The sequence below is a fragment of the Ligilactobacillus pobuzihii E100301 = KCTC 13174 genome (assembly GCF_000349725.1).
In the GTDB taxonomy this organism is placed as follows: domain Bacteria; phylum Bacillota; class Bacilli; order Lactobacillales; family Lactobacillaceae; genus Ligilactobacillus; species Ligilactobacillus pobuzihii.
The window spans coordinates 53,286-76,142 of the sequence record NZ_KB714697.1; the positions used below are offsets into that span (position 1 = coordinate 53,286).

19 protein-coding genes are annotated in these 22,857 nt (G+C 37.8%); 18 read left to right on the top strand and 1 reads right to left on the bottom strand.

Annotated features, from left to right (window positions below; all coding sequences use genetic code 11):
* The 8 genes from priA to LACPOB_RS0106580 all read left to right on the top strand — a co-directional run.
* Window positions 1-1,280, top strand: a 1,280-nt coding sequence (gene priA / locus LACPOB_RS13080; protein WP_040532929.1) for a replication restart helicase PriA, incomplete at its 5' end; no start/stop codon positions are given.
* 32 nt (window positions 1,281-1,312) lie between these two features.
* Window positions 1,313-2,269 carry a methionyl-tRNA formyltransferase gene (fmt, locus tag LACPOB_RS0106550; RefSeq protein ID WP_017868030.1) on the top strand — a complete coding sequence of 319 codons (957 nt, stop codon included), beginning with the start codon at window positions 1,313-1,315 and terminating at the stop codon, window positions 2,267-2,269.
* Window positions 2,259-3,605 (top strand): 16S rRNA (cytosine(967)-C(5))-methyltransferase RsmB, encoded by a 1,347-nt coding sequence (rsmB, locus tag LACPOB_RS0106555; protein WP_017868031.1) that lies wholly within the window; start codon window positions 2,259-2,261, stop codon window positions 3,603-3,605. Before fmt ends, rsmB begins: the two co-directional genes overlap by 11 nt.
* Before the next feature lie 10 nt (window positions 3,606-3,615).
* On the top strand, window positions 3,616-4,380 hold the full coding sequence (locus LACPOB_RS0106560) for a Stp1/IreP family PP2C-type Ser/Thr phosphatase (RefSeq protein ID WP_017868032.1): 765 nt from the start codon (window positions 3,616-3,618) through the stop codon (window positions 4,378-4,380).
* Entirely contained in the window at window positions 4,359-6,380 is a 2,022-nt protein-coding gene (gene pknB, locus LACPOB_RS0106565; protein WP_017868033.1) for a Stk1 family PASTA domain-containing Ser/Thr kinase, read from the top strand. The genes LACPOB_RS0106560 and pknB overlap by 22 nt, the downstream gene beginning before the upstream one ends.
* Before the next feature lie 77 nt (window positions 6,381-6,457).
* Window positions 6,458-7,342 carry a ribosome small subunit-dependent GTPase A gene (gene rsgA, locus LACPOB_RS0106570; protein ID WP_017868034.1) on the top strand — a complete coding sequence of 295 codons (885 nt, stop codon included), beginning with the start codon at window positions 6,458-6,460 and terminating at the stop codon, window positions 7,340-7,342.
* A 78-nt stretch (window positions 7,343-7,420) separates the two neighbouring features.
* The gene (rpe, locus tag LACPOB_RS0106575; RefSeq protein WP_017868035.1) at window positions 7,421-8,080 is read left to right on the top strand and encodes a ribulose-phosphate 3-epimerase; all 660 of its coding nucleotides are present in this window, start codon (window positions 7,421-7,423) and stop codon (window positions 8,078-8,080) included.
* Window positions 8,077-8,736: a thiamine diphosphokinase gene (locus tag LACPOB_RS0106580; RefSeq protein WP_017868036.1), complete on the top strand. Its 660-nt coding sequence runs from the start codon at window positions 8,077-8,079 to the stop codon at window positions 8,734-8,736. The genes rpe and LACPOB_RS0106580 overlap by 4 nt, the downstream gene beginning before the upstream one ends.
* A gap of 198 nt (window positions 8,737-8,934) precedes the next feature.
* Here LACPOB_RS0106580 and rpmB read toward each other — a convergent pair whose 3' ends face one another.
* On the bottom strand, window positions 8,935-9,120 hold the full coding sequence (rpmB, locus tag LACPOB_RS0106585; RefSeq protein ID WP_017868037.1) for a 50S ribosomal protein L28: 186 nt from the start codon (window positions 9,118-9,120) through the stop codon (window positions 8,935-8,937).
* 348 nt (window positions 9,121-9,468) lie between these two features.
* On the opposite strand from rpmB, the gene LACPOB_RS0106590 reads away from it, so the two are divergent.
* The 10 genes from LACPOB_RS0106590 to ffh all read left to right on the top strand — a co-directional run bounded on the left by LACPOB_RS0106590 (window position 9,469) and on the right by ffh (window position 22,765).
* The gene (locus tag LACPOB_RS0106590) at window positions 9,469-9,831 is read left to right on the top strand and encodes an Asp23/Gls24 family envelope stress response protein (protein ID WP_017868038.1); all 363 of its coding nucleotides are present in this window, start codon (window positions 9,469-9,471) and stop codon (window positions 9,829-9,831) included.
* Between the two features lie 24 nt (window positions 9,832-9,855).
* Window positions 9,856-11,559, top strand: a complete 1,704-nt coding sequence (gene fakA, locus LACPOB_RS0106595) for a DAK2 domain-containing protein (protein ID WP_017868039.1) — start codon at window positions 9,856-9,858, stop codon at window positions 11,557-11,559.
* Between the two features lie 101 nt (window positions 11,560-11,660).
* On the top strand, window positions 11,661-13,706 hold the full coding sequence (gene recG / locus LACPOB_RS0106600; protein ID WP_017868040.1) for an ATP-dependent DNA helicase RecG: 2,046 nt from the start codon (window positions 11,661-11,663) through the stop codon (window positions 13,704-13,706).
* Window positions 13,707-13,786: 80 nt separating this feature from the next.
* On the top strand, window positions 13,787-14,821 hold the full coding sequence (plsX, locus tag LACPOB_RS0106605) for a phosphate acyltransferase PlsX (protein ID WP_017868041.1): 1,035 nt from the start codon (window positions 13,787-13,789) through the stop codon (window positions 14,819-14,821).
* Window positions 14,822-14,930: 109 nt separating this feature from the next.
* The gene (gene acpP / locus LACPOB_RS0106610) at window positions 14,931-15,176 is read left to right on the top strand and encodes an acyl carrier protein (protein WP_017868042.1); all 246 of its coding nucleotides are present in this window, start codon (window positions 14,931-14,933) and stop codon (window positions 15,174-15,176) included.
* Window positions 15,177-15,385: 209 nt separating this feature from the next.
* A complete protein-coding gene (rnc, locus tag LACPOB_RS0106615) occupies window positions 15,386-16,090 on the top strand; it encodes a ribonuclease III (RefSeq protein ID WP_017868043.1) in 705 nt (234 codons plus the stop codon).
* Between the two features lie 18 nt (window positions 16,091-16,108).
* Window positions 16,109-19,654, top strand: coding sequence for a chromosome segregation protein SMC (smc, locus tag LACPOB_RS0106620; protein WP_017868044.1), 3,546 nt, complete (start codon window positions 16,109-16,111; stop codon window positions 19,652-19,654).
* A 49-nt stretch (window positions 19,655-19,703) separates the two neighbouring features.
* Window positions 19,704-20,954, top strand: a complete 1,251-nt coding sequence (gene ftsY, locus LACPOB_RS11880; RefSeq protein WP_017868045.1) for a signal recognition particle-docking protein FtsY — start codon at window positions 19,704-19,706, stop codon at window positions 20,952-20,954.
* Window positions 20,955-20,962: 8 nt separating this feature from the next.
* Window positions 20,963-21,307, top strand: a complete 345-nt coding sequence (locus LACPOB_RS0106630; protein WP_017868046.1) for a putative DNA-binding protein — start codon at window positions 20,963-20,965, stop codon at window positions 21,305-21,307.
* A 15-nt stretch (window positions 21,308-21,322) separates the two neighbouring features.
* Entirely contained in the window at window positions 21,323-22,765 is a 1,443-nt protein-coding gene (ffh, locus tag LACPOB_RS0106635) for a signal recognition particle protein (RefSeq protein ID WP_017868047.1), read from the top strand.
* The last annotated feature ends 92 nt before the right edge of the window (window positions 22,766-22,857 follow it).

Below are 22,857 nucleotides of genomic sequence, written 5' to 3' on the forward strand. Positions count from 1 at the left end.
TTGCGCCCTTGGAGCAGATCGGTGTCATTATCATGGATGAAGAGCACGAAACTAGCTATAAACAAGAAGATATGCCTGAATATAATGCACGTGATGTTGCGATAAAACGTGGACAATGGCATAATTGTCCCGTAGTTTTGGGTAGTGCTACTCCATCTTTAGAGTCGCGTGCACGTGCGCAAAAAGGTGTTTATGAATGGCTGAGATTAGATCAACGGATCAATGGGCAGCCTTTGCCTCAAGTTAATTTGGTCGATATGCGTCAAGAATTAAAAAGAGCACCTGTCGTTGATGTGTCGACGCCCTTATTAGAGGCGATAAAACAACGATTAAAGAAAAAAGAGCAGGTAGTTTTAATGTTAAACCGCCGCGGTTATTCTTCATTTATCATGTGCCGTGAATGTGGTTTTGTTTTAAAATGTCCAAATTGTGATATTTCTTTAACGTTACACATGGATTCCCGTTCAATGAAATGTCATTATTGTGGGCATGAAGAACCGATCCCCCAAATTTGTCCTAGTTGCCATAGTAAAAAAATTCGTTATTACGGAACAGGTACGGAAAAAGTACAACAAGAATTGCAACAACTATTACCAGATACTAAGATTTTGCGGATGGATGTTGATACGACTAGACGAAAGGGAGCACATGCTAAATTATTGCAACGGTTTGGTAATAAAGAAGCTGAGATCTTGCTTGGAACTCAAATGATCGCTAAGGGATTAGATTTTCCCGATGTGACCTTGGTCGGTGTTTTAAATGCTGATACGTCATTGAGCTTGCCTAATTTCCGTTCTGCTGAACGGACTTTTCAACTGTTAACACAAGTTAGTGGACGAGCGGGTCGAGCAGATAAATTAGGTGAGGTGATGATCCAAACATTTAATCCACAACATTATGCGATTCAATTAGCTAAAAGCCAAAATTATGAAAAGTTTTTTGGGATTGAAATGAACATGCGTCACAAAGGAGGGTACCCACCGTATTTCTTTACGACACAGATCGTAACAAGTGGGCCTAATGAAGCAGATGTAGCCAAGAAAATGTTTGAGATCAATGGTCAATTAAAGCAAATTTTATCCAAACAGGCCGTTATTTTAGGACCAACCCCCAAACCGATTATGCGGATCAATAATCAGTTTTATTACCAATTAGTTATCAAGTATAAGAGTGAACCTTATTTGGACGAGTTCTTAGAGAATTTATTGTTAACTAGCCAAAAAGAAGCGCAACGTAAATTACAATTAAAGATCGATCGTGATCCAATCGACTTTATTTAGAAAAATCATTTAAAAATTAAGGACGTGAAACTATGACTTCGATTGTTTTTATGGGAACACCTGAATTTGCTGTTCCGGTTCTAAAAGGACTTTTAGAAAATGAATATGATGTTAAAGCAGTTGTCACTCAGCCAGATCGTCCAGTTGGGCGTAAACATCGTTTGACCGCTTCGCCAGTAAAAAAATTGGCTGTGGCAAACGAAATAGAAGTATTGCAACCAGAAAAAATTAGCGGTAGTGCTGAAATGCAACGCGTGATCGACATGGCCCCTGATTTGATCATTACAGCTGCGTATGGTCAGTTTTTGCCGACTAAGTTGCTTAATAGCGCAAAAATCGCAGCAGTGAACGTTCACGGTTCCTTATTACCCAAATATCGTGGAGGCGCGCCAGTCCAATATTCCTTAATGCATGGTGACTCTAAAACTGGGGTTACTCTGATTTATATGGTCAAAAAAATGGATGCAGGTGAGATGTTGGGCCAGACTGAATTACCGATCGAACTTAATGATGATACAGGTAGTTTATTTGAAAAGTTAAGCTATCTAGGGCGCGATCTGTTACTAGAAAAGTTACCAGCATTGATCACAGGTGAGTTAATTTCTACGCCACAAGATGAAACGCAAGTAGTTTTTTCTCCAACTATTAAACCCGAAGAAGAACATTTATTGTTGTCAATGACGGCACAAGAGATCGATTGGAAAGTAAGAGCGCTCCGTCCGGCTCCGGGAGCGTTCTTTGATAATTTTGCTGGTAAAAGGACAAAATTATGGAATATTGACCCTTTAGACGAAAAAACAGAACAGGCAGCAGGTACAGTAGTGGAAGTAACGAAACATATACTAAAAGTTGCGGCAGCTGACGGTACAGTTTATCAAATCAATGAATTGCAACCAGCAGGGAAGCAAAAATTGGCTGTTACGGACTACTTAAATGGGATGAATCAGGCACTAGAAAAAGGGCAGGTTATAATTTCAGATGACAAGTAAAATAAAAAAGAGTGCGCGTTATCTTGCTGTTCGTGATCTGACACGGATCGAAAGAGAAAGTTCGTACTCTAATAAAGTAGTAGATCAAACATTAGAGTCTCAATTACTTTTAGACCACGATGTTAATTTATATACGAATTTAGTTTATGGTACGATCCAAAATAAGTTGACTCTGGATTTTTACTTGAAGCCTTTTTTAAAGGATCCTAATAAATTGGATCTTTGGGTAAAACAGCTTTTACGGATCTCTGTTTATCAGATGGCCTATCTTGACCGAGTCCCGCAACATGCAATATTTAATGAAGCAATTGAAATCTCAAAGCAAATGGGACACGAGGGAACTAGAAGATTTGTAACGGGCGTATTGCATGCGATTGTTCGCAAGGGATTGCCTACTGTTTCTGAAATTGATGATCCAATTAAAAAAATTAGTGTACAAACCAGTACGCCTGAATGGCTAGTAAAGAAATTAAATGGTGAGCTAGGTAAAGATAAGACCGATTCTCTATTAAAATCGACTTTGCAAACTCCAAAGCAAAGTATTCGTATCAACTCTCGTGCTAGTAGTTTAGCCGAGGTGCAAGACTCGTTAAAAAAACAGGGAATAACGGCTAATGAAAGCCGAGTTTCTCCATCTGCCTTGGTGGTTCATGGTGGTTTTATCCCACAAAGTGTTGCATACAAGTCAGGAAAAATCACTGTCCAAGATGAAAGTGCGATCTTGAGTGTTGAATCAATGAAGGTAAAGCCAGATGACCAAGTTTTAGATGTATGTGCTGCACCTGGTGGAAAAACAACACAGATAGCGGAAAAATTGACTGGTACTGGCCATATTGATGCATTAGATATTCATAAAAACAAGTTAAGGGTGATTCAGGGAAATGTTGAGCGGATGCACTTGAGTGGTAGTGTAACAACCAGAGCTTTGGATGCTAGAAAAAGTGGTACTGTTTTTTCAGCGGAAACATTTGACAAGATCTTAGTCGATGCTCCTTGTTCTGGACTGGGGTTATTACGTCGTAAACCTGAGATCAAATATGAAAAAAATGCGAATGATATTTTAAAATTGGCTCAGATCCAGTTAGAGATCTTGCAGGCAGCTGCGCCCTTAGTAAAAAAAGGCGGGCAATTAACTTATAGCACTTGTACTATATTGAATGATGAAAACCAAACTGTGATCGATAAGTTTTTAGCAGAAAATTCCGAATTTGCTCAGATCAAGACAGAAACTAACTTACAACTTAAACAGCAGCGTACTGAATTATCTTTGACTCTTTATCCTGATGACTATGGTTCGGATGGCTTCTTTATTGCCACACTTGTAAAACAAAAATGAGGTGTACAAAGTGAAATATTCCTATTTAAGCGACGTTGGTCGAACTAGAAGTAAAAATGAGGACTTCGTTGGTTTTTTTAACAATCCAGCGGGTATTTCTTTAGCGATCGTTGCTGATGGTTTAGGTGGTCATCAGGGAGGCGAGGTCGCTTCAGAGATGGCTGTATCCAATATTGGATATGAATTTGAGCATTCTGATTTTAAAACGCCCAAAGATGCATTTTCTTGGTTGCAAGAACAAGCAGTTTTTGAGAATAAAAAAATTCTCAAGTCGGCTGATCAAAATGATTCTTTAATGGGAATGGGTACGACCTTAGTTTGTGTGGTCGTTTTTAAAAAGAAGGTCTTAATTTCAAATATTGGTGATAGTCGTTGTTATCTATTTGCTGATGGTCAGCTAGTTCAATTAACAGAAGATCATTCATTGGTTAATGAGATGGTCAAAAGTGGTGAGATAAGCAAGGAAGAAGCACGAGTTCACCCACAAAAAAATATTATTACAAGAACGCTTGGAGTTTCAAGTGATGCACGGCTTGACCAAAAATTATGTAAGATCATTCCAGGAGAATTACTATTATGTACTGATGGTTTGACTAATATGGTCAGTGACCAGCAAATTGCAGGGATCTTAGGTCAAGATAAATTAGGTTTAAAAGAGAAATGCCAACAACTGATCCAAGCTGCGAATGAAGCAGGTGGTGCTGATAATATTACTGCCCTATTGCTTTCTTTTGAAAGCGAGGGGAACAGCTGTTGGAGTCAGGATACATTATAAATGGTCGTTATAAAATAATTGATACTTTAGGCGAAGGCGGGATGGCTAACGTCTATGTTGCATATGATTTAATTTTAAAACGTTCAGTGGCGGTCAAATTATTACGCTTGGATATGCGTAACGATCAAACTGCGGTACGAAGGTTCCAAGGAGAAGCAATGTCTTTAACGGAACTGACTGACCCACATATTGTGACTATCTATGATATCGGCGAAGAAAGTGGTTTGCAATATCTAGTGATGGAATATGTGCAGGGAATGAATCTAAAAGAATACATTAAAAAGGAGTTTCCTTTTTCACCTGATCGAATCATTGAGATCATGCAGCAAATACTGAAGGCGGTTGATGATGCTCATCAACATGGGATAATTCATCGTGACCTTAAACCGCAAAACATTTTGCTTGATCAAAAAGGCAATGTCAAAATTACTGATTTTGGAATAGCCTTAGCTGTTTCACAATCAACGATGACTAAAACAAATACTGTGATGGGATCTGTTCATTATATCTCACCAGAGCAGGCACGTGGTAGTATAGTCACTAAGCAAACTGATATTTATTCGTTAGGAATTATTTTATTTGAAATGTTGACTGGTCATGTACCTTATCGCGGAGAAAATGCAGTTTCCATCATAATGAAACATTATAATGAAGCGATGCCTTCTGTCAGACAGGAAAACTCACAGATCCCTCAGCCACTGGAAAATGTCGTTTTGCACGCCACAGCTAAGGATCTGCAAGACAGATATGCAACTGTTGGAGAAATGTTTGCAGATCTAAAGACATGTTTATCGCCGCAACGTGCTAATGAACCAAAATGGCAAGCGAAGTTTTTGAATGATGATGAAACTAAAATTTTATCCGATGTCCAAAAGAATGGGAAATCGGCAACTGATACCATTAATGGAAAAGGACCAACTTCGCCAGTTGATTCAGATCCGGATGAAAAAAGTAATAACAAGCCACGAAAAAAATGGTCAAAGAAGAAAAAATTAGTTGTACTACTGCTTAGCTTTTTAGCAGTACTTTTATTAGGAACGGGTCTTTCTTATGCGATGATCCCTAAAGATACTACGATCCCACAACTGAAGGGCATGACAACTTCTGAGGCAAGCGAAAGCTTGAAGGATAATAAGTTAAAACTCGGTAAAATTACCAAAGAACATAGTAATACTTATTATTATGGCCAAGTTATAAATTCAAAGCCAACTGCTAAATCAAAAATCAAAGAAGGCTCCAAAATAGAGATTGTAGTTTCTAAGGGGCCTAAAAAAGAAAAATTTGGTGACTATACTGGTCAGCAATACAGGAAAGTCAAAAAACAGTTGGAAAAAAGAGACGTTACAGTTCAGTCTGAAAAAGTATTTTCTAAAAAAACTCCGAAGGGTGAGATCAAAGATCAAAGTATTTCAGCTGATAAGAAAGTTTTGATGAGCGAAGCTGCTGTTACATTCCAGGTCTCGAAAGGACCGCGTAGCTTTAAACTACGTGACTTGTTAAATTATACGTTAAAAAGTGCTCAAGATTACGCAGATGAACGTGGGTTAACGCTGAATGTTATACGTGAAAATTCTGATAAATATGATGAGGGTTTGGTGATGAAACAATCCCCTGCTCCTGGCAGTACTTTGATCCAAGGGGCTGAAATCAATGTAACTATCTCAGCAGGTCGTAATAAAGAATCTTCGTCAGAAAGTTCTGAAACTTCATCTTCTTCCTCATCATCTTCAGATACGTCAAGTTCGAGTAATGGTGACCAACGGTTTAACTTGACAATTAAGCTGCCATTTGAAGATAATGATGGACAAGAAAATAATGACATCAAGATTTATATTGCCGATAAGGATCATCAAATTAAAGATGTCTATCAAACTTTAAATATTACAGATGATCGCGATATACGTTTGCCCTTTAACTTAGACGAAGGAAAAAAGGGTGCATACAAAATTGAACGTGACGGAAAAGTGGTCGAAGAAAAAGATAATATAACTCAAGAATAGTCAGTGCACGAAATTTTAGCGAACGTTAATGATTTCGTGCACATGCTTATCGCTTATTAAGAAGGGTAGGAAATAATTTGGTTAAAGGACAGATCGTCCAGTCTTTAAGTGGATATTTCGATGTTTTAGCGGATCAACATATTTATCGCACACGTGGGCGGGGGAATTTTCGAAAGAAAAAAGAAACTCCTTACGTTGGAGATTGGGTAGAATTTAAGGCAGATAATGAAAATGAAGGCTATCTGTTAAAAATTTTAAATAGAAAAAATAGCTTAGTTCGACCTCCAGTTGCGAACGTTGATCGAGCTGTCATTGTAACGGCTTGTAGGGAGCCAAATTTATCGACTAACCTATTAGATCGGCAATTAGTTGCTTTAACAAAAAATAAAATTAAGCCAATGCTTTATTTTTCTAAGGCTGATCTTCTTAATGAGATAGAAAAAAATGAGTTACATGATTTAGTGCAATATTATCAAAAATTTTACCCTTGTTTTGTTTTTGACGGTACTAATACTGATAAAATAAGGCGAGACTTTCTTGGTGCAGTTACTTGTGAAGTGATCGTGGTGATGGGACAGACTGGCGCAGGGAAGTCCACGCTGTTAAATTTGATAGCCCCAGAATTACAATTAGAAACGGCCGAGGTTTCTAAGGCCTTAAGTCGAGGTAAACACACGACTCGTAAAGTTACTTTACGACAAATCGAAAATAATCTGATTGCAGATACACCAGGTTTTTCTTCTTTTGAAATTTCAGACGTGAAAAAAGAAGAATTACCCTTGTTTTATCCTGATTTTGTCGAGTTACAAGATAATTGCAAGTTTCGTGGTTGTTTACATTTAAAAGAACCAAAATGTGCAGTCAAACAAGCCTATGAAGCAGGCAAAATTTTGGCAAGCCGTTATGAAAATTACGTGCAATTTCAAGGTGAAATTGCACAAAGAAAACCAAAATATAAATAGTAAGTGAGCAATTTACCTTTAAGCGTGATTCAAGTTATACTATAATATTTAGGTTGAATATTTTAATGAGGTGATAGTATGAAAATTGCTCCGTCGATCTTAAGCGCGGATTTTGCAAATTTAGCACACGATGTTGCAGTAGTTGAACAGGCAGGAGTTGAATACCTGCATATCGATATAATGGATGGTCATTTTGTTTCTAACCTAACTTTTGGTGCTAATGTCGTGAAAGCATTACGACCACATTCTGATCTAGTTTTTGACTGTCATATGATGGTCGATGACCCAACAAAATATGTAGCTGATTTTGCCCAGGCAGGTGCTAATATTATGGGTGTTCATGCGGAAGCTACACCACATCTACATTCTGTTTTGTCTTTGATCAAGGTAGCAGGTATGAAAGCGGAAGTTGTGATCAATCCTGGTACACCAGTTAGTGTTATCAGCGAAGTTTTACCAATGGTTGACCAAGTGTTGGTAATGACTGTTGATCCAGGTTTAGGTGGTCAAAGTTTCTTAGAAGAAACGATGTCTAAGGTCAAACAACTCGCAACTGCTAAAAAAGAAAATAATTGGAACTATGATATTGAAGTCGATGGCGGTTTAAATGACCAAACTGTTAAACAAGCGTTAGCGGCTGGTGCCAATGTAATAGTTGCGGGATCTTATATTTTTGGAGCAGACGAACCTGCTGACCGTATTAAGACACTCCGGGAAGCCGGCGAAACACAGTTATGATCGTTAATTTGTTAGTTGGGGGACCGACGTCTGATTGGCCGACTGATCTAGCTGATCATTTATTAAACCCGGCTAACGCTGATGAAGTATGGGTCGGCGCTGACTATGGAGCAGTCAGGCTCATTAAAGCTGGGATCAGACCGGTTTTGTCAGTAGGAGATTTTGATTCTTCGAGTGAAAAGGAAATTGAATTGGTACGTCAAAACTCAGACAAGAGTGTGATTCGACCTAAAAAAGAAGATGTGACTGATACGATGTTAGCCTTACGTTACATCATTTCGGATCTTGATTTTGAAAAAATTGTGATCTATGGTGCAACTGGTGCACGGTTAGATCAGCTTTTAAGCAATCTGTTTTTTGTTTTAATGGCGGAATTTAAACCCTATTGTGAACAAATTGAAATAGTCGATCGCTGGAATCACTTGAATTTTTATCTGCCAGGACACCATGAACTTGCTAAATTACCCAGTACACGTTATTTAGCTTTTATTTGCTTAAATGCGGTTTCTGATCTGTATCTGTATGATGCAAAATATCAGTTAGCCGGGGTTGATTTTGCTGAACCGATTTCTTTATCAAGTAATGAATTTGTTGGAAATTCTACTAACTTTTCATTTGATAGTGGAGTCATATGTACGATTCAATCTCATGATTAAACGTAAAAAGATTGATACAAAAAAATTTCGAAACATGTTTAAGGGCCGTCGATCTAAACCATTTTAATGGGATAGACCGATGGCCCTTTTAGAATCTCACAGTCAGTTAAGTTATATTCCAGCTTTGTTTTGCGATATTTAAAAAGTGATTTCAGGGTATAAAAAAAGGACACCAACAAAAGGAGTCCATTTTTTAGATTAAACACGTTTAACCTTACCAGATTTTAATGCGCGAGCAGAAACCCAGACCTTCTTAGGTTTGCCATCAACCATGATGCGAACTTTTTGCAAATTTGGCTTCCAGCTACGTTTTGTTTGGTTCAAAGCATGTGAACGCTTCTTGCCAAAAGTAGTTTTACGGCCAGTAATATGATCTTTTGCCATTATTAATAATCCTCCTTATTCTCTTTTCAGCGAACATAGTCGCTTTACTCACTAAACTAAATTATCATAATAACCCGTTAATTGCAAGATTTTTCTGTAAAGTAAAATACCTTGGCAGTTTAAAAATGGATCATTTAGGTCTGCAGTAAACAAATTTTAGTTAATGTTAGGCATTAAAATATTTTGCTAAAAAAAGATAAAGTTTGCTATGATAATAATATAAGAAGTATTCTTACCATAATTTTTTTGGTAGAGATCGTGAAGGTAAGCAGATGTTAGTTTGGTTTTAACAAAAGCATATGCTAGAATAATGAATGATTGTCTATTAATAGCAAGGAGGCTGTTTTCATGGCTGTAAAAATTCAGAACCAGCTAGGCAATATTGACATCAGCAATGATGTGATTGCAACGGTTGTTGGCGGTGCTGCAACGGAGATTTTTGGCATCGTAGGTATGGCAAGTAAAAATCAGATCCGTGACAACTTAAATGAGATATTAAAAAGAGATAATTACTCTAAAGGAGTAGTGGTCCGTCAAGAAGATGACGGGATCGCGATCGATGTATATATTGTTGCAGGTTATGGAACAAAAATTTCAGAAGTTTGTCGGAATGTTCAAGACAAAGTTAAATATAATTTACAATCAATGCTTGGGCTGAAGGCTAAATCGGTTAACGTCTTAGTTCAAGGCGTTAAAGTTATCGAAGACTAAGCGCAGCCAAGGAGGAAGTAAGATTTGAAAGTTGTAACGATTACTGATAAAGAATTTCGGAAAATGATAGCGGCGGCTTCAAACCGTTTGAATAATAATGCCGAATTTATAAATTCTTTGAATGTTTTTCCAGTCCCTGACGGAGATACAGGGACAAATATGAGTTTGTCATTTGCAAGTGGTTTTAAGTATGTTAACGAATCGACTTCAAATGAAGTGGGTGAATTAGCATCGGCTCTTGCTAAAGGATTACTAATGGGAGCTAGAGGTAATTCTGGTGTGATTTTGTCGCAGGTCTTTCGTGGTTTTTCTAAAAGTATGGCTAAAAAAAAGACCTTATCAGCTCAAGACTTGGCTGATGCTATTTCTAATGGGGTAGAAACTGCATATAAGGCAGTTATGAAGCCAACTGAAGGAACTATTTTAACAGTCGCACGAAAAGCTGCAGAAGCTGCTCGGGAACGTGTAGAAAACTCAGATGATTGTGTCCAAATAATTTCGGATACGTATGAAGCTGCTAAAAAAGCACTAGCTCAAACTCCTGAGCAACTACCTGTTTTAAAAGAGGTCGGTGTAGTTGATTCTGGTGGTCAGGGATTAACATTTGTTTACGGGGCATTTTTTGATGCTTTAAGTGGCAATGAACCTGTCGAAGACGGTACGTATCAACCTTCTGTGCAAGAAATGGATGAAATGGTCAATGCTGAGCACCATAAAAGTGTACAAAGCAAGTTGAATACGACTGATATCAAATATGGTTATTGTACAGAGATCATGGTTCGCTTAGGGGATGGGCGTTTAGTTGACTCTAAGTTTGACTATGATGAATTTCGTGAACATTTAGCTGAAATTGGAGATTCTTTATTAGTTATCGCTGACGACGAAGTAGTTAAAGTTCATGTGCATACTGAACATCCAGGGCAGGTTTTGGCTTATGGTCAAAAATTTGGTTCTTTAGTTAAGGTCAAGGTTGACAATATGCGTTTACAACATGAGACGATTTTGGAAAATGATGATCAGTCTCAAGTGGAAACACAAGCCGACGATGAAGAGGCTGCAACAGTCGAAACTGGTAACTACGGTATAATTTCAATTAGCTCTGGTGATGGCCTGCAAAAAATGTTCAAGAGCTTAGGTGTTACGAAAATCTTGGATGGGGGCCAAACAATGAATCCAAGTACCGAAGATATCGTTGAAGCTATTAAACAAACTAATAAAGAACAGGTTATTATCTTGCCAAATAATAAAAACATTTTTATGGCTGCACAACAAGCTGCAAAAGTTAGTGATATTCCTGTCGGTGTTGTCAAAACAAGCTCAATCTCTCAAGGAATGACAGCAATGTTGTCGTTTGATGCAAGTTCAGACCTGAATGATAATGTTGAAATGATGACGGAAGATTTGGACACAGTCATTTCCGGTGAAGTAACTCAGTCAATTAGAGATACCTCTATCGATGGACAACAAATCAAGAAGGGTGATTATATGGGTATTGTTGATGGCGATATCAACGTGATAGGCCAAAAACTGTACCAAACAACTGTCTCAACGGTTAAATCGATGCTTGAAGATGACAGCGAGATCGTAACGATCATTATTGGTGAAGATGGTGATTCGACTGATGCGCAGAAGGTCAAAGAGGCCATTTTAACAGAAAATGATGAGTTAGAAATTGAGATCCATGAAGGTGATCAACCTCTATATCCGTACTTGATCTCTGTTGAATAAAGTAAGCTGATTGATCCTGGTCGGGGGTCAGTCAGCTTTTAGTAATTAATAAATTTAGAATTTAAATATTAGGTCATAGTGTAAATGGGAGAGTGAATAAAATGGAGGAACGAAGTCTTTTAGACCCTGTGTCAGTTTTAAATGGTGCTGGTCCCAAAAGGCTGACAGCCTTGAACAAGTTGGGCATTAACACTATTGAAGACTTATTAACCTTTTATCCCTTTCGATACGATGATCTAAGTACCAAAAATCTTGATGAGATCGCTGATCAAGAGAAGGCCACGATCAAAGGAACAGTGGCCTCTGAACCAGTTTTAGCTAGATTTGGTCGAAAAAAAAGCCGGTTAAATTTTCGCTTTTTAGTAGGTCAAGATGTTTTAATGGTTACTTTCTTTAATCAACCTTACTTAGCCTCCAAAATAGAAACTGGTAAAGAAATTGGCGTCTATGGTAAGTACGATGTTAAAAGACAAAAAATGACGGGGATGAAACTGTTCAGTTCTAAAGCTAATGATGACTTTGTAGGAGTCTACCGTTCCTCTAAAGATATTCGTCCCAATACTATCAAACAATTTGTTAGTCAGGCTTATGAACAGTATTCTAGTTTGATAGAGGACGTTGTACCACGATCTTTACGAAAAAAATATCGGTTATTGGACCGCAAGCAGCTGATTCATGACATGCACTTTCCTATCAGTAGATCAGCTGCTGACCTTGCCAGAAGATCGGCGATTTTCGAAGAGTTCTTTCGCTATCAGGCTGGTTTACAATTTATGAAAGTTAGAGATCAGCATTCTAACGGACAGATAATTTCATATGACAATACGTTGTTAAAAAAGTTTATTGCTCAACTTCCATTTGAACTAACTAACGCACAAAAAAAAGTTGTAAATGAGATATGCGATGATATGCATCATCCGGTGCACATGAATCGTTTGTTACAAGGAGATGTTGGTTCGGGAAAAACGGTGGTTGCGGCTTTAGCGATGTATGCGGCAGTAACTGCAGGCTTTCAGTGTGCTTTGATGGCACCGACTGAAATTCTAGCAGAACAACATGCTGAAAAATTAGCCGAATTGTTTGATCCTTTAAATGTGAATGTTGCTTTATTGACACATTCTTCTATCGGCAAATTAGCCCAAAAAAGAGAATTAATGACGCACTTAGCGGACGGTGATATTCAAATTGTTGTCGGTACGCAGGCATTGATCCAACCTGATGTGATATTTCATAACTTGGGTTTAGTTGTAATCGACGAGCAACATCGTTTTGGCGTTGAGCAGCGCAAACTTTTGCGAATGAAAGGTACGAAACCTGATGTTTTAGCGATGACAGCTACACCGATCCCGCGTACATTAGCTATTACTAGCTATGGTGAGATGGATGTATCAGTGATTGATGAGTTACCTAAAAATCGAAAACCGGTAAGAACACAGTGGTTTTCTAAAAAACAGACCTCTGAGGCGATCAACTTTTTAAGCCAGCAGATAGCAAGTGGGGCGCAGGCTTTTATTGTATCGCCACTGATCGATGAATCTGAAATGATGGAGCTGCAAAATGCGCAAGAAGTTTATCAAAAAATGAGTGAGCTTTTTAAGAACAAGTATAAAGTAGGGTTATTACATGGTCAGTTAAAAACGCAGGAAAAAGATCAAGTTATGCAAGATTTTAAGAATAAAGAATATTCTATTTTGGTAGCGACGACAGTCGTTGAAGTTGGCATAGATATTCCGAATGCGACGGTGATGATGATTTTAGACGCCGATCGATTTGGCTTAGCACAGTTACATCAGTTACGCGGTAGAGTTGGCCGGGGTAACCGTCAGTCATATTGCTTGTTAGTAGCCGATCCGAAAAATGATTATGGTAAGGCTCGGATGGATACAATGGTTCAAACTAATGATGGTTTTTTGATCGCGCAAAGGGATCTGGAACTACGTGGTCCGGGTGAAGTTTTAGGGTCAAAACAAGCAGGAATGCCGGAATTTCAAGTCGGTGACCCAGTTGAAAACTTAAATATTTTACAGATCGCTCAACAAGAAGCATACGCTATTATAAGTGATGATGATTTTGAAAGAAAAAAAGAAAATACGGGTTTAATAAATTATTTGCGTAGGACTATTTTAAAGAAACCAGCTTTAGATTAAAATATGGAAAGTATCACAATGGAATATTTGTTATTATTAATTAACCATTTGTTGTTGGGGTAATTGAAAGGATGAGAAATTTGAAAATAGCCATAGATGCGATGGGTGGAGACAATGCACCACAAACTATTGTTGAAGGTGTAGAAATAGCCCGTGATGAATTTTTAGATGTTGAATTTGTTTTGTATGGGGATCGAGCTCAAATCGATCCGTTGATCCATAACACTGACAGGATCTCGATCGTTCAAGCAGACGAACAAATTGATATGAATGATGAGCCTGTTCGTGCTATTCGCCGAAAAAAGAATTCCTCAATGGTTATGGCGGCGACTGCTGTTAAAAATGGTGAAGCAGACGCATTATTTTCGTGTGGGAATACCGGTGCCTTATTAGCTGCTGGTTTATTATTGGTTGGTCGCATCAAAGGTATTACGCGTCCTGGTTTGGTTTCAACTTTGCCAGTTGTTAGTTCAGATGATCAGTCTTTTAATTTGCTTGATAGCGGGGCAAATGCTGATAGTAAGGCAGAACAACTATATCAATATGCACTTTTAGGTAAATACTATGCTACAAGTGTACGCGGGATCAAAGAACCACGGATCGGTTTATTAAATAATGGAACTGAACCACATAAAGGTAGTAAGTTAACGCTCGAAGCACATGACCTGATAGCTGCTGATGAATCTATTAATTTTGTTGGTAATGTTGAGTCACGTGACTTGCTTGAAGGTGTATGTGATGTTGTGATCGCTGATGGATTTACTGGTAATGCTGTATTGAAAGCAATAGAAGGTACTGCTTCTTCTGTAATGCATTTGCTTAAAAATACGATCATGAATTCGGGCGTTTCGGGTAAACTAGGTGCCCTATTATTAAAATCAAGTTTAGGTGAGATCAAAGGTAAAATGGATCAATCACAGTACGGCGGTGCGGTTTTGTTGGGTGTAAAAGCGCCAGTTGTTAAGGCTCATGGTGCCAGTGATGCTAAAACTGTTTATTATACGATCAAACAAATCAAGAGCATGATCGATGGACAAATGTTACCTAATTTTACAGAATATTTTTCGGCACAACAACAAAAAGAAGATCAGGCAGCTGTAGTAGACAAGAAATGAACTTGATACGGCAAATAATGTAAATCGTGATAGATATCTTTGAGATACTGGACAATTTATCGTGAAAAAGATAAAATTATAGTACTGACTTATGAGTGAGGTAAATAAAATGACAGAAAAAGAAGTTTTTGCTAAAATTGCAACTATTATTGAGGATCGTTTCAATTATTCAGCCGACAAGGTTACTAATGAATTAAGCTTTCAGGATGATTTGGACGCTGACTCGATCGATATTGTTGAATTTGTCTTAGAATTAGAAGACACTTTTGGTGCGGAGATCTCAGATGATGATGCTGAAAAGTTAACCACCGTCGGTCAAGCAGTTTCGTATATTACTGCCCACCAAAAGAACTAAGATGGATAATTATTTTGATGAACTGGCCGACTGTGCCAGTTTTTTTTATAGAAAATAGAAAACAGTCCGAAATTGGCTATTATGGATCCATATCGGACTTAGGAGAAATATGGCAAATAAGTGGATGTTTCTCCTAAATCAGATAAGTCCGGTCGATATTTAATTGAACTGTTAGTTAGATACATGAATGAAGAAGAGGAGTAATTGTAGTGATCATAGGATTAGCACAACATTTAAAAACAGATTATGGGATCGATTTTAAAAATGAAAGTCTATTGGACGAAGCATTTACACATGCTTCGTACGTCAATGAACATCCAAAGGAAAATTTGAAGTTTTATGAGCGAATTGAATTTTTGGGTGATGCTGTTATGCAATTATGCGTTTCGGAGTACCTATTCAAACGTTACGATAAAATGCCCGAAGGAAAGCTTTCACGTTTGCGTGCTGCGATGGTCTGTGAAGATAGTTTTAGTAAATTTGCTAAAGAGTGTCATTTTGATGAATATATTCGTTTAGGTAAAGGTGAAGAAAAAGCAGATGCAAGGAAACGTTCATCGCTTTTGTGTGATATTTTCGAAGCTTTTATCGGGGCATTGTATTTGGACCAAGGCAAGCAAGCCGTAGTAGACTTCATTTCCAAAATTGTTTTCCCTAAACTTGATATGGGTTGGTTTGATCATTTTTTTGATCATAAAACAGAATTGCAGGAATATTTACAAAAAGATGGAGAATGTGTGATCGAATACAAGTTATTGGATCAAGAAGGCCCAGATAATGAACGAAAGTATCGTATGGCCGTTTATGCCAATGGTAAAAAATTAGGTGAAGGTATAGGTTATTCTAAGAAGGCTGGCGAACAAGCTGCTGCCGCACAGGCATTGAAAAAGTTTGGTAAAACAGCTACAAAATAATGTAAGGAGGAGTTTTTATTGAAACTAAAGGCGTTAACGCTGAATGGCTTCAAATCCTTCGCAGACAAAACTAGGATAGAGTTTACCGCTGGTTTGACAGGCATAGTAGGTCCAAATGGTAGTGGAAAAAGCAATATTATCGATGCGTTACGCTGGGTCTTAGGAGAACAGTCCGCTAAAAGTTTACGGGGCGATAAAATGGCCGATATTATTTTTGGCGGTTCTGAGTCAAGGACTGCGCTGAATCGTGCAGAAGTTAGTATCGAGTTTGACAATGCTGACCAAACTTTACAAGGTTTACCAGAGTCGGTCGTTATTTGTCGGCGCTTATACCGAAGTGGCGAAAGCGAGTTTTTGATCAATAACAAAAATGTTCGCTTGCGTGATATTAATGAACTTTTTATGGATACTGGAGTTTCGAGAAATTCATTTTCTATTATTTCACAGGGCAAAGTTGAATCTATTTTTAACAGTAAACCTGAAGAACGCAGGTATTTGATCGAAGAAGCAGCTGGGATATCTAAATATAAAAAAGAAAAAATTAAGGCACACGCTGAACTGATGGAGACTACTGATCATTTAGATCGAGTAGCAGATATTATCGTTGAATTGGATAAACAAAGGGAACCGCTGGAAAGGCAAGCTAGTTTAGCGAAAGACTATTTAGAACAAAAAAAACAGTATGATCATTATAAATTGAGCGATTTGGTTTTAAACATTGAAGAACTTAAAAAGCAAGCCGATACTGCCAATAGCGAGTTACAAAAAGCTGAGCAATTATTTAATAAGTACAGTACACAAAATTATCAGCAAAAACGGGTGACAGATGAGCTTACAAGTAAAAATGAGCTGATCGAAGAAAAAACAAGTGACGTTTCTAAAGAGTTATTAGAACTAACGCGCCAAGAAGAGAGGATAACTGGTAAACAAGAAATGTCGCAACAGGAGCGTTTCTTTCAACAGGAAAGATCAGCTGACTTGCAAGATCAATTAGCACAAAATAAAAGCGATCTACAAGATAGTAAGCAACGAGCTTTGGATCTGCAAAAACAAGTCGATAGTAAAAAAGCTAATTTAAGTGACTTAAAACAAAAATTAAATGATTTGAATAATCAGCAACATATAGACCCAAGCCAATTAGCTGATGAAATTGAGAAAATTAGACAGAAAATTTTGACTCAGGTTCAGCTACAATCGTCACTTGAAAGCAAAGTTGAATATTTAAAGCAAAATAAAGATACTGATCTTGCAAAAAATAAAGAGCAAGATGGTAAATTACAAAAGAAAAAAGAAAAATTAGAACAGTCCCTTACTACACAAAAAGCTCTAGCCGACAAATTAGCTATCAGTGAGCAGAAATTAACAGAAGCGAAAAAAAGAGTAAATAGTGCCCAAAATGAAGTAGATCAAAGCGAACAAGACTATCAGCAAAAAAAAGAACAATGGTATTCAGCAAGTGACATTATGCATAAAGCACAAGCCCAATTAGAAACATTAAATCGCGTAGCAGAGAGCTACGGGGGCTATTATCAGGGAGCTAAAAATGTTTTACGAGGAAAAAAACAACTTCCGGGAATTGTTGGTTCTGTGGCTGAATTATTAGAATTATCTCCGCGGTATAGTCAAGCGGTTCAAACCGTTTTGGGTGGACAGTTACAAAATATTGTTACGGTTGATGAACAGGCTGGAAAACAGGGAATACAGTATTTAAATAAAAATCGTTTGGGTAAAGCAACCTTTTTACCGCGTAATAAAGTCAGAGCACGGAAATTATCAGCTACTTTAGTCGATAAGCTTGATAATATAAACGGCGTATTAGGTGTTGCTAGTGATCTAGTAAAAATGGACCCTGAAAATCAAGCAGTTTTGGATTACCTTTTAGGAACAACTGTGATAGTTTCGGATTTGGATGTGGCATTAAATGCTGCAGAAACTTTGAATCATTCTGCAAGGGTCGTAACTTTAAAAGGCGAAATAATTAATGCTGGTGGTTCGATGTCCGGTGGAACGAATAAACAAAAACATTTGGGTCTTTTAGAGCAAAAGCAACAACATTTACACTTAAAAGCAGATATTCAAACGATGAAAGATAAACTGGCAGAATTAGAGGTCGCAGGTAAAAAAGTAGCTGATCAACAACGAGAAGCAAAGCAAAATTTAAAAAAAGCCAATGAATTATTGCAAGGTGTGCAAAAAGAACGGGAAAAAGTGGCTAAGGAACACGCTGAGGCTTTATTTGTTGTGAAACACCGCCAGGCTGATCATGATAGTATTTCTAGTGCTTATGCACAGCAAAATGAGCGCAAACAGCAATTAGAGCAACAATTAGTTTCAACGCAACAACGGTTAAAAAAAGCTCAACAAGATATTGCGATTTACCAAGCAGCCCTTGAAAAAAAGCAAACAGCTACTACTGAAGCTTCAGTTTCACAAAAACAGTATCATGTACAAAAAACGAAACTTGATCAAGAAATTGCGCTAGAAAAAGAACGGGTCGATGCATTACAAGTTCAATTAAAAGAAGTGGATAATCAGTGTCAACATTTGCAAGTCTTGATTGAAAAACAATCAAATATGATTAAAGATTTAACGAAGAAAGATCAATTTCATAATAGCAGTGAAAAAGATTTAAAGGGTAAGCTGTCCGAGGTCAAACAAAGGATCAAAAAGGCCAGTGCATTACAAGAACAGTTGGCTCAAAATAAAATGGAACTGAAAGAAAAATTGAATCAGGAGACTGACAAACTCCAAAGAGTAAATGAGTTACAAGAAGCAGCACGAGATGAAAAGCAACAAAAACAGATTATTTTAAGCCGAGTTAATGCCATTTTAGATCGTAATTTGAGTGATTTATCAACACAATATGGTATGAGTTATGAATATGCCAGTCAGCAGGAAATAAATCGCGAGCCGAAACAGGTTAAGCATCAACTAAAATTGCTTAAAATGGGCTTAGATGATCTGGGCGAAGTTAACCTGGGTTCGATCAAGGAATTTGAACGGATCAGTGAACGTTATGATTTTTTGGAACAACAACAAATAGACCTATTGACTGCTAAAAGTCAGCTTGAAAGTAGTATGGATGAAATAGATAGTGAAGTGAAGGCACGTTTCAAAAATACTTTTGAAAAAGTTGCTGCTTCATTTGCTCAGGTATTTCCCCAGATCTTTGAGGGCGGTGATGCATATTTGACCTTGACTGATCCAAGTGATCTCTTGGAAACAGGAATCGAGATCACAGCACAACCTCCTGGTAAAAAAGCGCAGCAATTAAGCTTATTATCTGGTGGTGAAAGAACGCTAACAGCGATTGCTTTACTATTTGCGATTTTACAAGTTAGTCCAGTACCATTTGCCGTTTTGGATGAAGCTGAGGCAGCATTAGATGACGTTAATGTTGCACGTTATTCGCAGTATTTGCGTCGTCTGGATAATGATACTCAGTTTATTTTAATAACTCATCGAAAGGGTACAATGGTCCAAGCAGATGTTTTATATGGAGTGACCATGCAAGATTCAGGCGTTTCCCGCATGGTATCTGTGTCGTTGGCAGATGTAATTTAATAGTTATTTTGGTAAAATAGGTTCGTATTTAGACGGGAGGAGAAATAACATGGGACTTTTTGATAAATTAAAGCGTGCATTTTCTGGCCCTGAACAAGCAGAGGATGAAGAAAAAGAGAAGTTAGAAGAGCAAGATAAAGCACAAGAACAAAAGGAAAAAGAAGAAACAGAAGAAGAAACACCGGATCAGGCTGATAAAAGCGTTGACGATGAAAAACAAACTCAAATAGAAGATGAAACAACAAAAGATCAAGCTGAACCAGAAACAAAAGAAGATCTTAAAAAACAGGCAAGAACTTCTGACGATGAAACTTCTGACACAAAAGAAATTAAAGATGCTGAAGAAAAAAAAGAAACTGAAGAAGATCGTTATGATCAAGGATTGAAAAAATCACGACAAGGATTTGGTGCAAAAATTAATGCTTTGCTCGCGAACTTCCGCCATGTTGACGAGGACTTCTTTGATGACTTGGAAGAGACATTGATCGAGTCTGACGTGGGTTTTGAAACTGCAGTTAAGATCAGTGATGAGCTTCAAGATGAAGTTAAGTTACGAAACGCTAAGTCGAAATCCGATGTGTCAGATGCTATTGTTGAAAAATTAGTTGATTTGTATGAGAAGGAAGGCCAAGAAGAGGATAATACGTTACATTTTGCAAAAAACGGTCCAACTGTCTTTTTGTTCGTTGGTGTAAATGGTGTGGGTAAAACAACCACCATCGGTAAGTTGGCCCATAAGTATCAACAAGAAGGAAAAAAGGTTTTGCTGGCGGCTTGTGATACTTTTAGAGCTGGAGCAATTGAACAGTTAGATGAATGGGCCCAGCGTGTGGATGTGGACATTGTTAAAAAGCCAGCGCAAAGTGATCCAGCTGCAGTCGTGTTTGATGCAGTCAAGCGGGCTCAAACTGAAGATTACGATGTTTTATTAGTTGATACAGCGGGTCGTTTACAAAATAAAGTTAATTTAATGAACGAGTTAGCTAAGATCAAGCGTGTGATAAAAAGAGAAATACCAGATAGTCCACAAGAGGTTTTATTAGCATTAGATGCTACTACTGGACAAAATGCATTAACTCAGGCTAAGCAATTTAAGGATGTTACTGAAGTTAGTGGCATCGTGTTGACTAAACTCGATGGCACAGCGCGAGGTGGTATTGTGTTGGCTATTAGAAATGAGCTGCATTTACCAGTTAAATTAGTTGGTTTAGGTGAGCAAATGGATGACCTACGTGATTTTGATGCTGAGAAGTTTGTTTATGGCCTTTTCAAAGATCTAGTTGCACAGACTGCAAAATAGGTGGAAAAATGGAACTTGAAAAAACTAACCGGATCAATGCATTATTTGATTTTTATGAAGGATTGTTAACAAATAAGCAGATGCAATATATTGGCTCATATTACCGTGACGATTATTCTTTGGGGGAAATTGCCGAGAATTTCAATGTTTCACGTCAAGCTGTTTATGATAATATAAAGAGAACAGAACATACTTTAGAAAATTATGAAAGCAAGTTACACTTGTACCGGGATTTTCTAGAAAGAAATGAGAGAATGGATTCTTTGATGCATTATGTTAAAAAACATTATCAAAGTGATCATGAATTGTTAAAATTGGTCGCTCAATTAGAGAATACTGAAGACCTAGGATGAAAGTGAGGATAAATAATGGCATTTGAAGGATTAACTGAACGATTGCAAAATGCGATCGGCAAGTTACGCCGTAAGGGTAAAATCAGCGAATCAGATGTGAAAGAAGTTATGCGTGAGATCCGTCTAGCTTTATTAGAGGCCGACGTAAACTTTGGGGTTGTCAAAGATTTTGTGAAGACTGTACGTACCCGTGCAGTCGGTAGTGAGGTTTTAGAAAGTTTAACCCCTGCTCAGCAAATAGTTAAAATAGTAAATGAAGAATTAGTGAAAGTCATGGGACAAGAGTCAGTCCCCTTGAATAAGTCGCCTAAGATCCCAACGGTTATCATGATGGTGGGACTGCAGGGTGCTGGTAAAACTACAACAGCCAGTAAATTAGCATTAAAGTTAAAAAATGAAAAACATGCGCGACCTTTGATGATCGCGGCCGATGTTTATCGTCCAGCTGCGATCGACCAGTTAAAAACATTAGGTCAAGAAAATGATTTACCCGTTTTTGATATGGGGACGGATGTTTCTCCAGTGAAAATTGTTGAAGAAGGATTGAAAGTCGCTCAGGAAAATAAAAATGATTATGTTTTCATTGATACTGCTGGTCGTTTACAAATCGATGAGAAGCTGATGCAAGAATTGACTGATATTCAAAAATTAGCGACACCGGATGAGGTCTTGCTGACAGTTGATTCGATGACAGGTCAAAATGCGACCGAAGTAGCAGAGGGCTTTAATGAACAGCTGAATATCACTGGTGTTATTTTAACTAAACTTGATGGTGATACGCGCGGTGGCGCAGCTCTTTCGATCCGTGCTGTAACTGGTAAGCCGATCAAGTTTATTGGTCAAGGTGAAAAGATGGATGACCTTGACGTCTTTTATCCAGATCGAATGGCATCTCGGATCCTTGGTATGGGTGATATGATGACCTTGATCGAGAAAGCCCAGAAAGATTATGATGAGAAAAAGGCACAAGATCTTCAAGATAAAATGAAGGCTAGTTCTTTTGACTTTAATGACTTTCTTGAGCAGATCGATCAAGTTCAAAATATGGGTTCCATGGAAGACATTATGAAGATGATCCCAGGAATGGCCAATAACCCTGCCTTGAAAAATGCTGAGATCAATCCAAAAGATATGGATCATACTAAGGCAATTGTTTATTCTATGACTCCACAAGAGCGTGAAGATCCAGATATCTTAAAGCCTAGTCGTCGACGCCGAATCGCAGCTGGTTCGGGACGGTCGGTCCAAGAGGTCAATCGTTTGATCAAGCAGTTTAAACAAATGCGTGATATGATGGCTAAAGTTTCAAATGGGAATTTTTCTGGAATGGAAAACTTATTTGGCAACGGTATGCAAGGTAAGATGGCAAAAATGTCTATGAATAAGATGGCTCGTAAAAATAAAAAGAAGAAAATGAAAAAAATGAAAAAGCTAAAAAAAGCGCGTAAACGTCGCTGATTTTCGCTTGTTTTTGTTGGTTCATTGAAAAATATTTTAAGTGTCAAGAAATTTCCCTTTACAGGTCAGAAAATAACTGTTATATTTATAAG

Bases quoted from the DNA above. Each gene is read 5' to 3' on its own strand.
- recG (WP_017868040.1), top strand. From the start codon at position 11,661: ATGGAGGAACGAAGTCTTTTAGACCCTGTGTCAGTTTTAAATGGTGCT.
- rsmB (WP_017868031.1), top strand. From the start codon at position 2,259: ATGACAAGTAAAATAAAAAAGAGTGCGCGTTATCTTGCTGTTCGTGAT.
- acpP (WP_017868042.1), top strand. From the start codon at position 14,931: ATGACAGAAAAAGAAGTTTTTGCTAAAATTGCAACTATTATTGAGGAT.
- LACPOB_RS0106630 (WP_017868046.1), top strand. From the start codon at position 20,963: ATGGAACTTGAAAAAACTAACCGGATCAATGCATTATTTGATTTTTAT.
- LACPOB_RS0106590 (WP_017868038.1), top strand. From the start codon at position 9,469: ATGGCTGTAAAAATTCAGAACCAGCTAGGCAATATTGACATCAGCAAT.
- fmt (WP_017868030.1), top strand. From the start codon at position 1,313: ATGACTTCGATTGTTTTTATGGGAACACCTGAATTTGCTGTTCCGGTT.
- rpe (WP_017868035.1), top strand. From the start codon at position 7,421: ATGAAAATTGCTCCGTCGATCTTAAGCGCGGATTTTGCAAATTTAGCA.
- rpmB (WP_017868037.1), bottom strand. From the start codon at position 9,120: ATGGCAAAAGATCATATTACTGGCCGTAAAACTACTTTTGGCAAGAAG.
- ftsY (WP_017868045.1), top strand. From the start codon at position 19,704: ATGGGACTTTTTGATAAATTAAAGCGTGCATTTTCTGGCCCTGAACAA.
- ffh (WP_017868047.1), top strand. From the start codon at position 21,323: ATGGCATTTGAAGGATTAACTGAACGATTGCAAAATGCGATCGGCAAG.
- LACPOB_RS0106580 (WP_017868036.1), top strand. From the start codon at position 8,077: ATGATCGTTAATTTGTTAGTTGGGGGACCGACGTCTGATTGGCCGACT.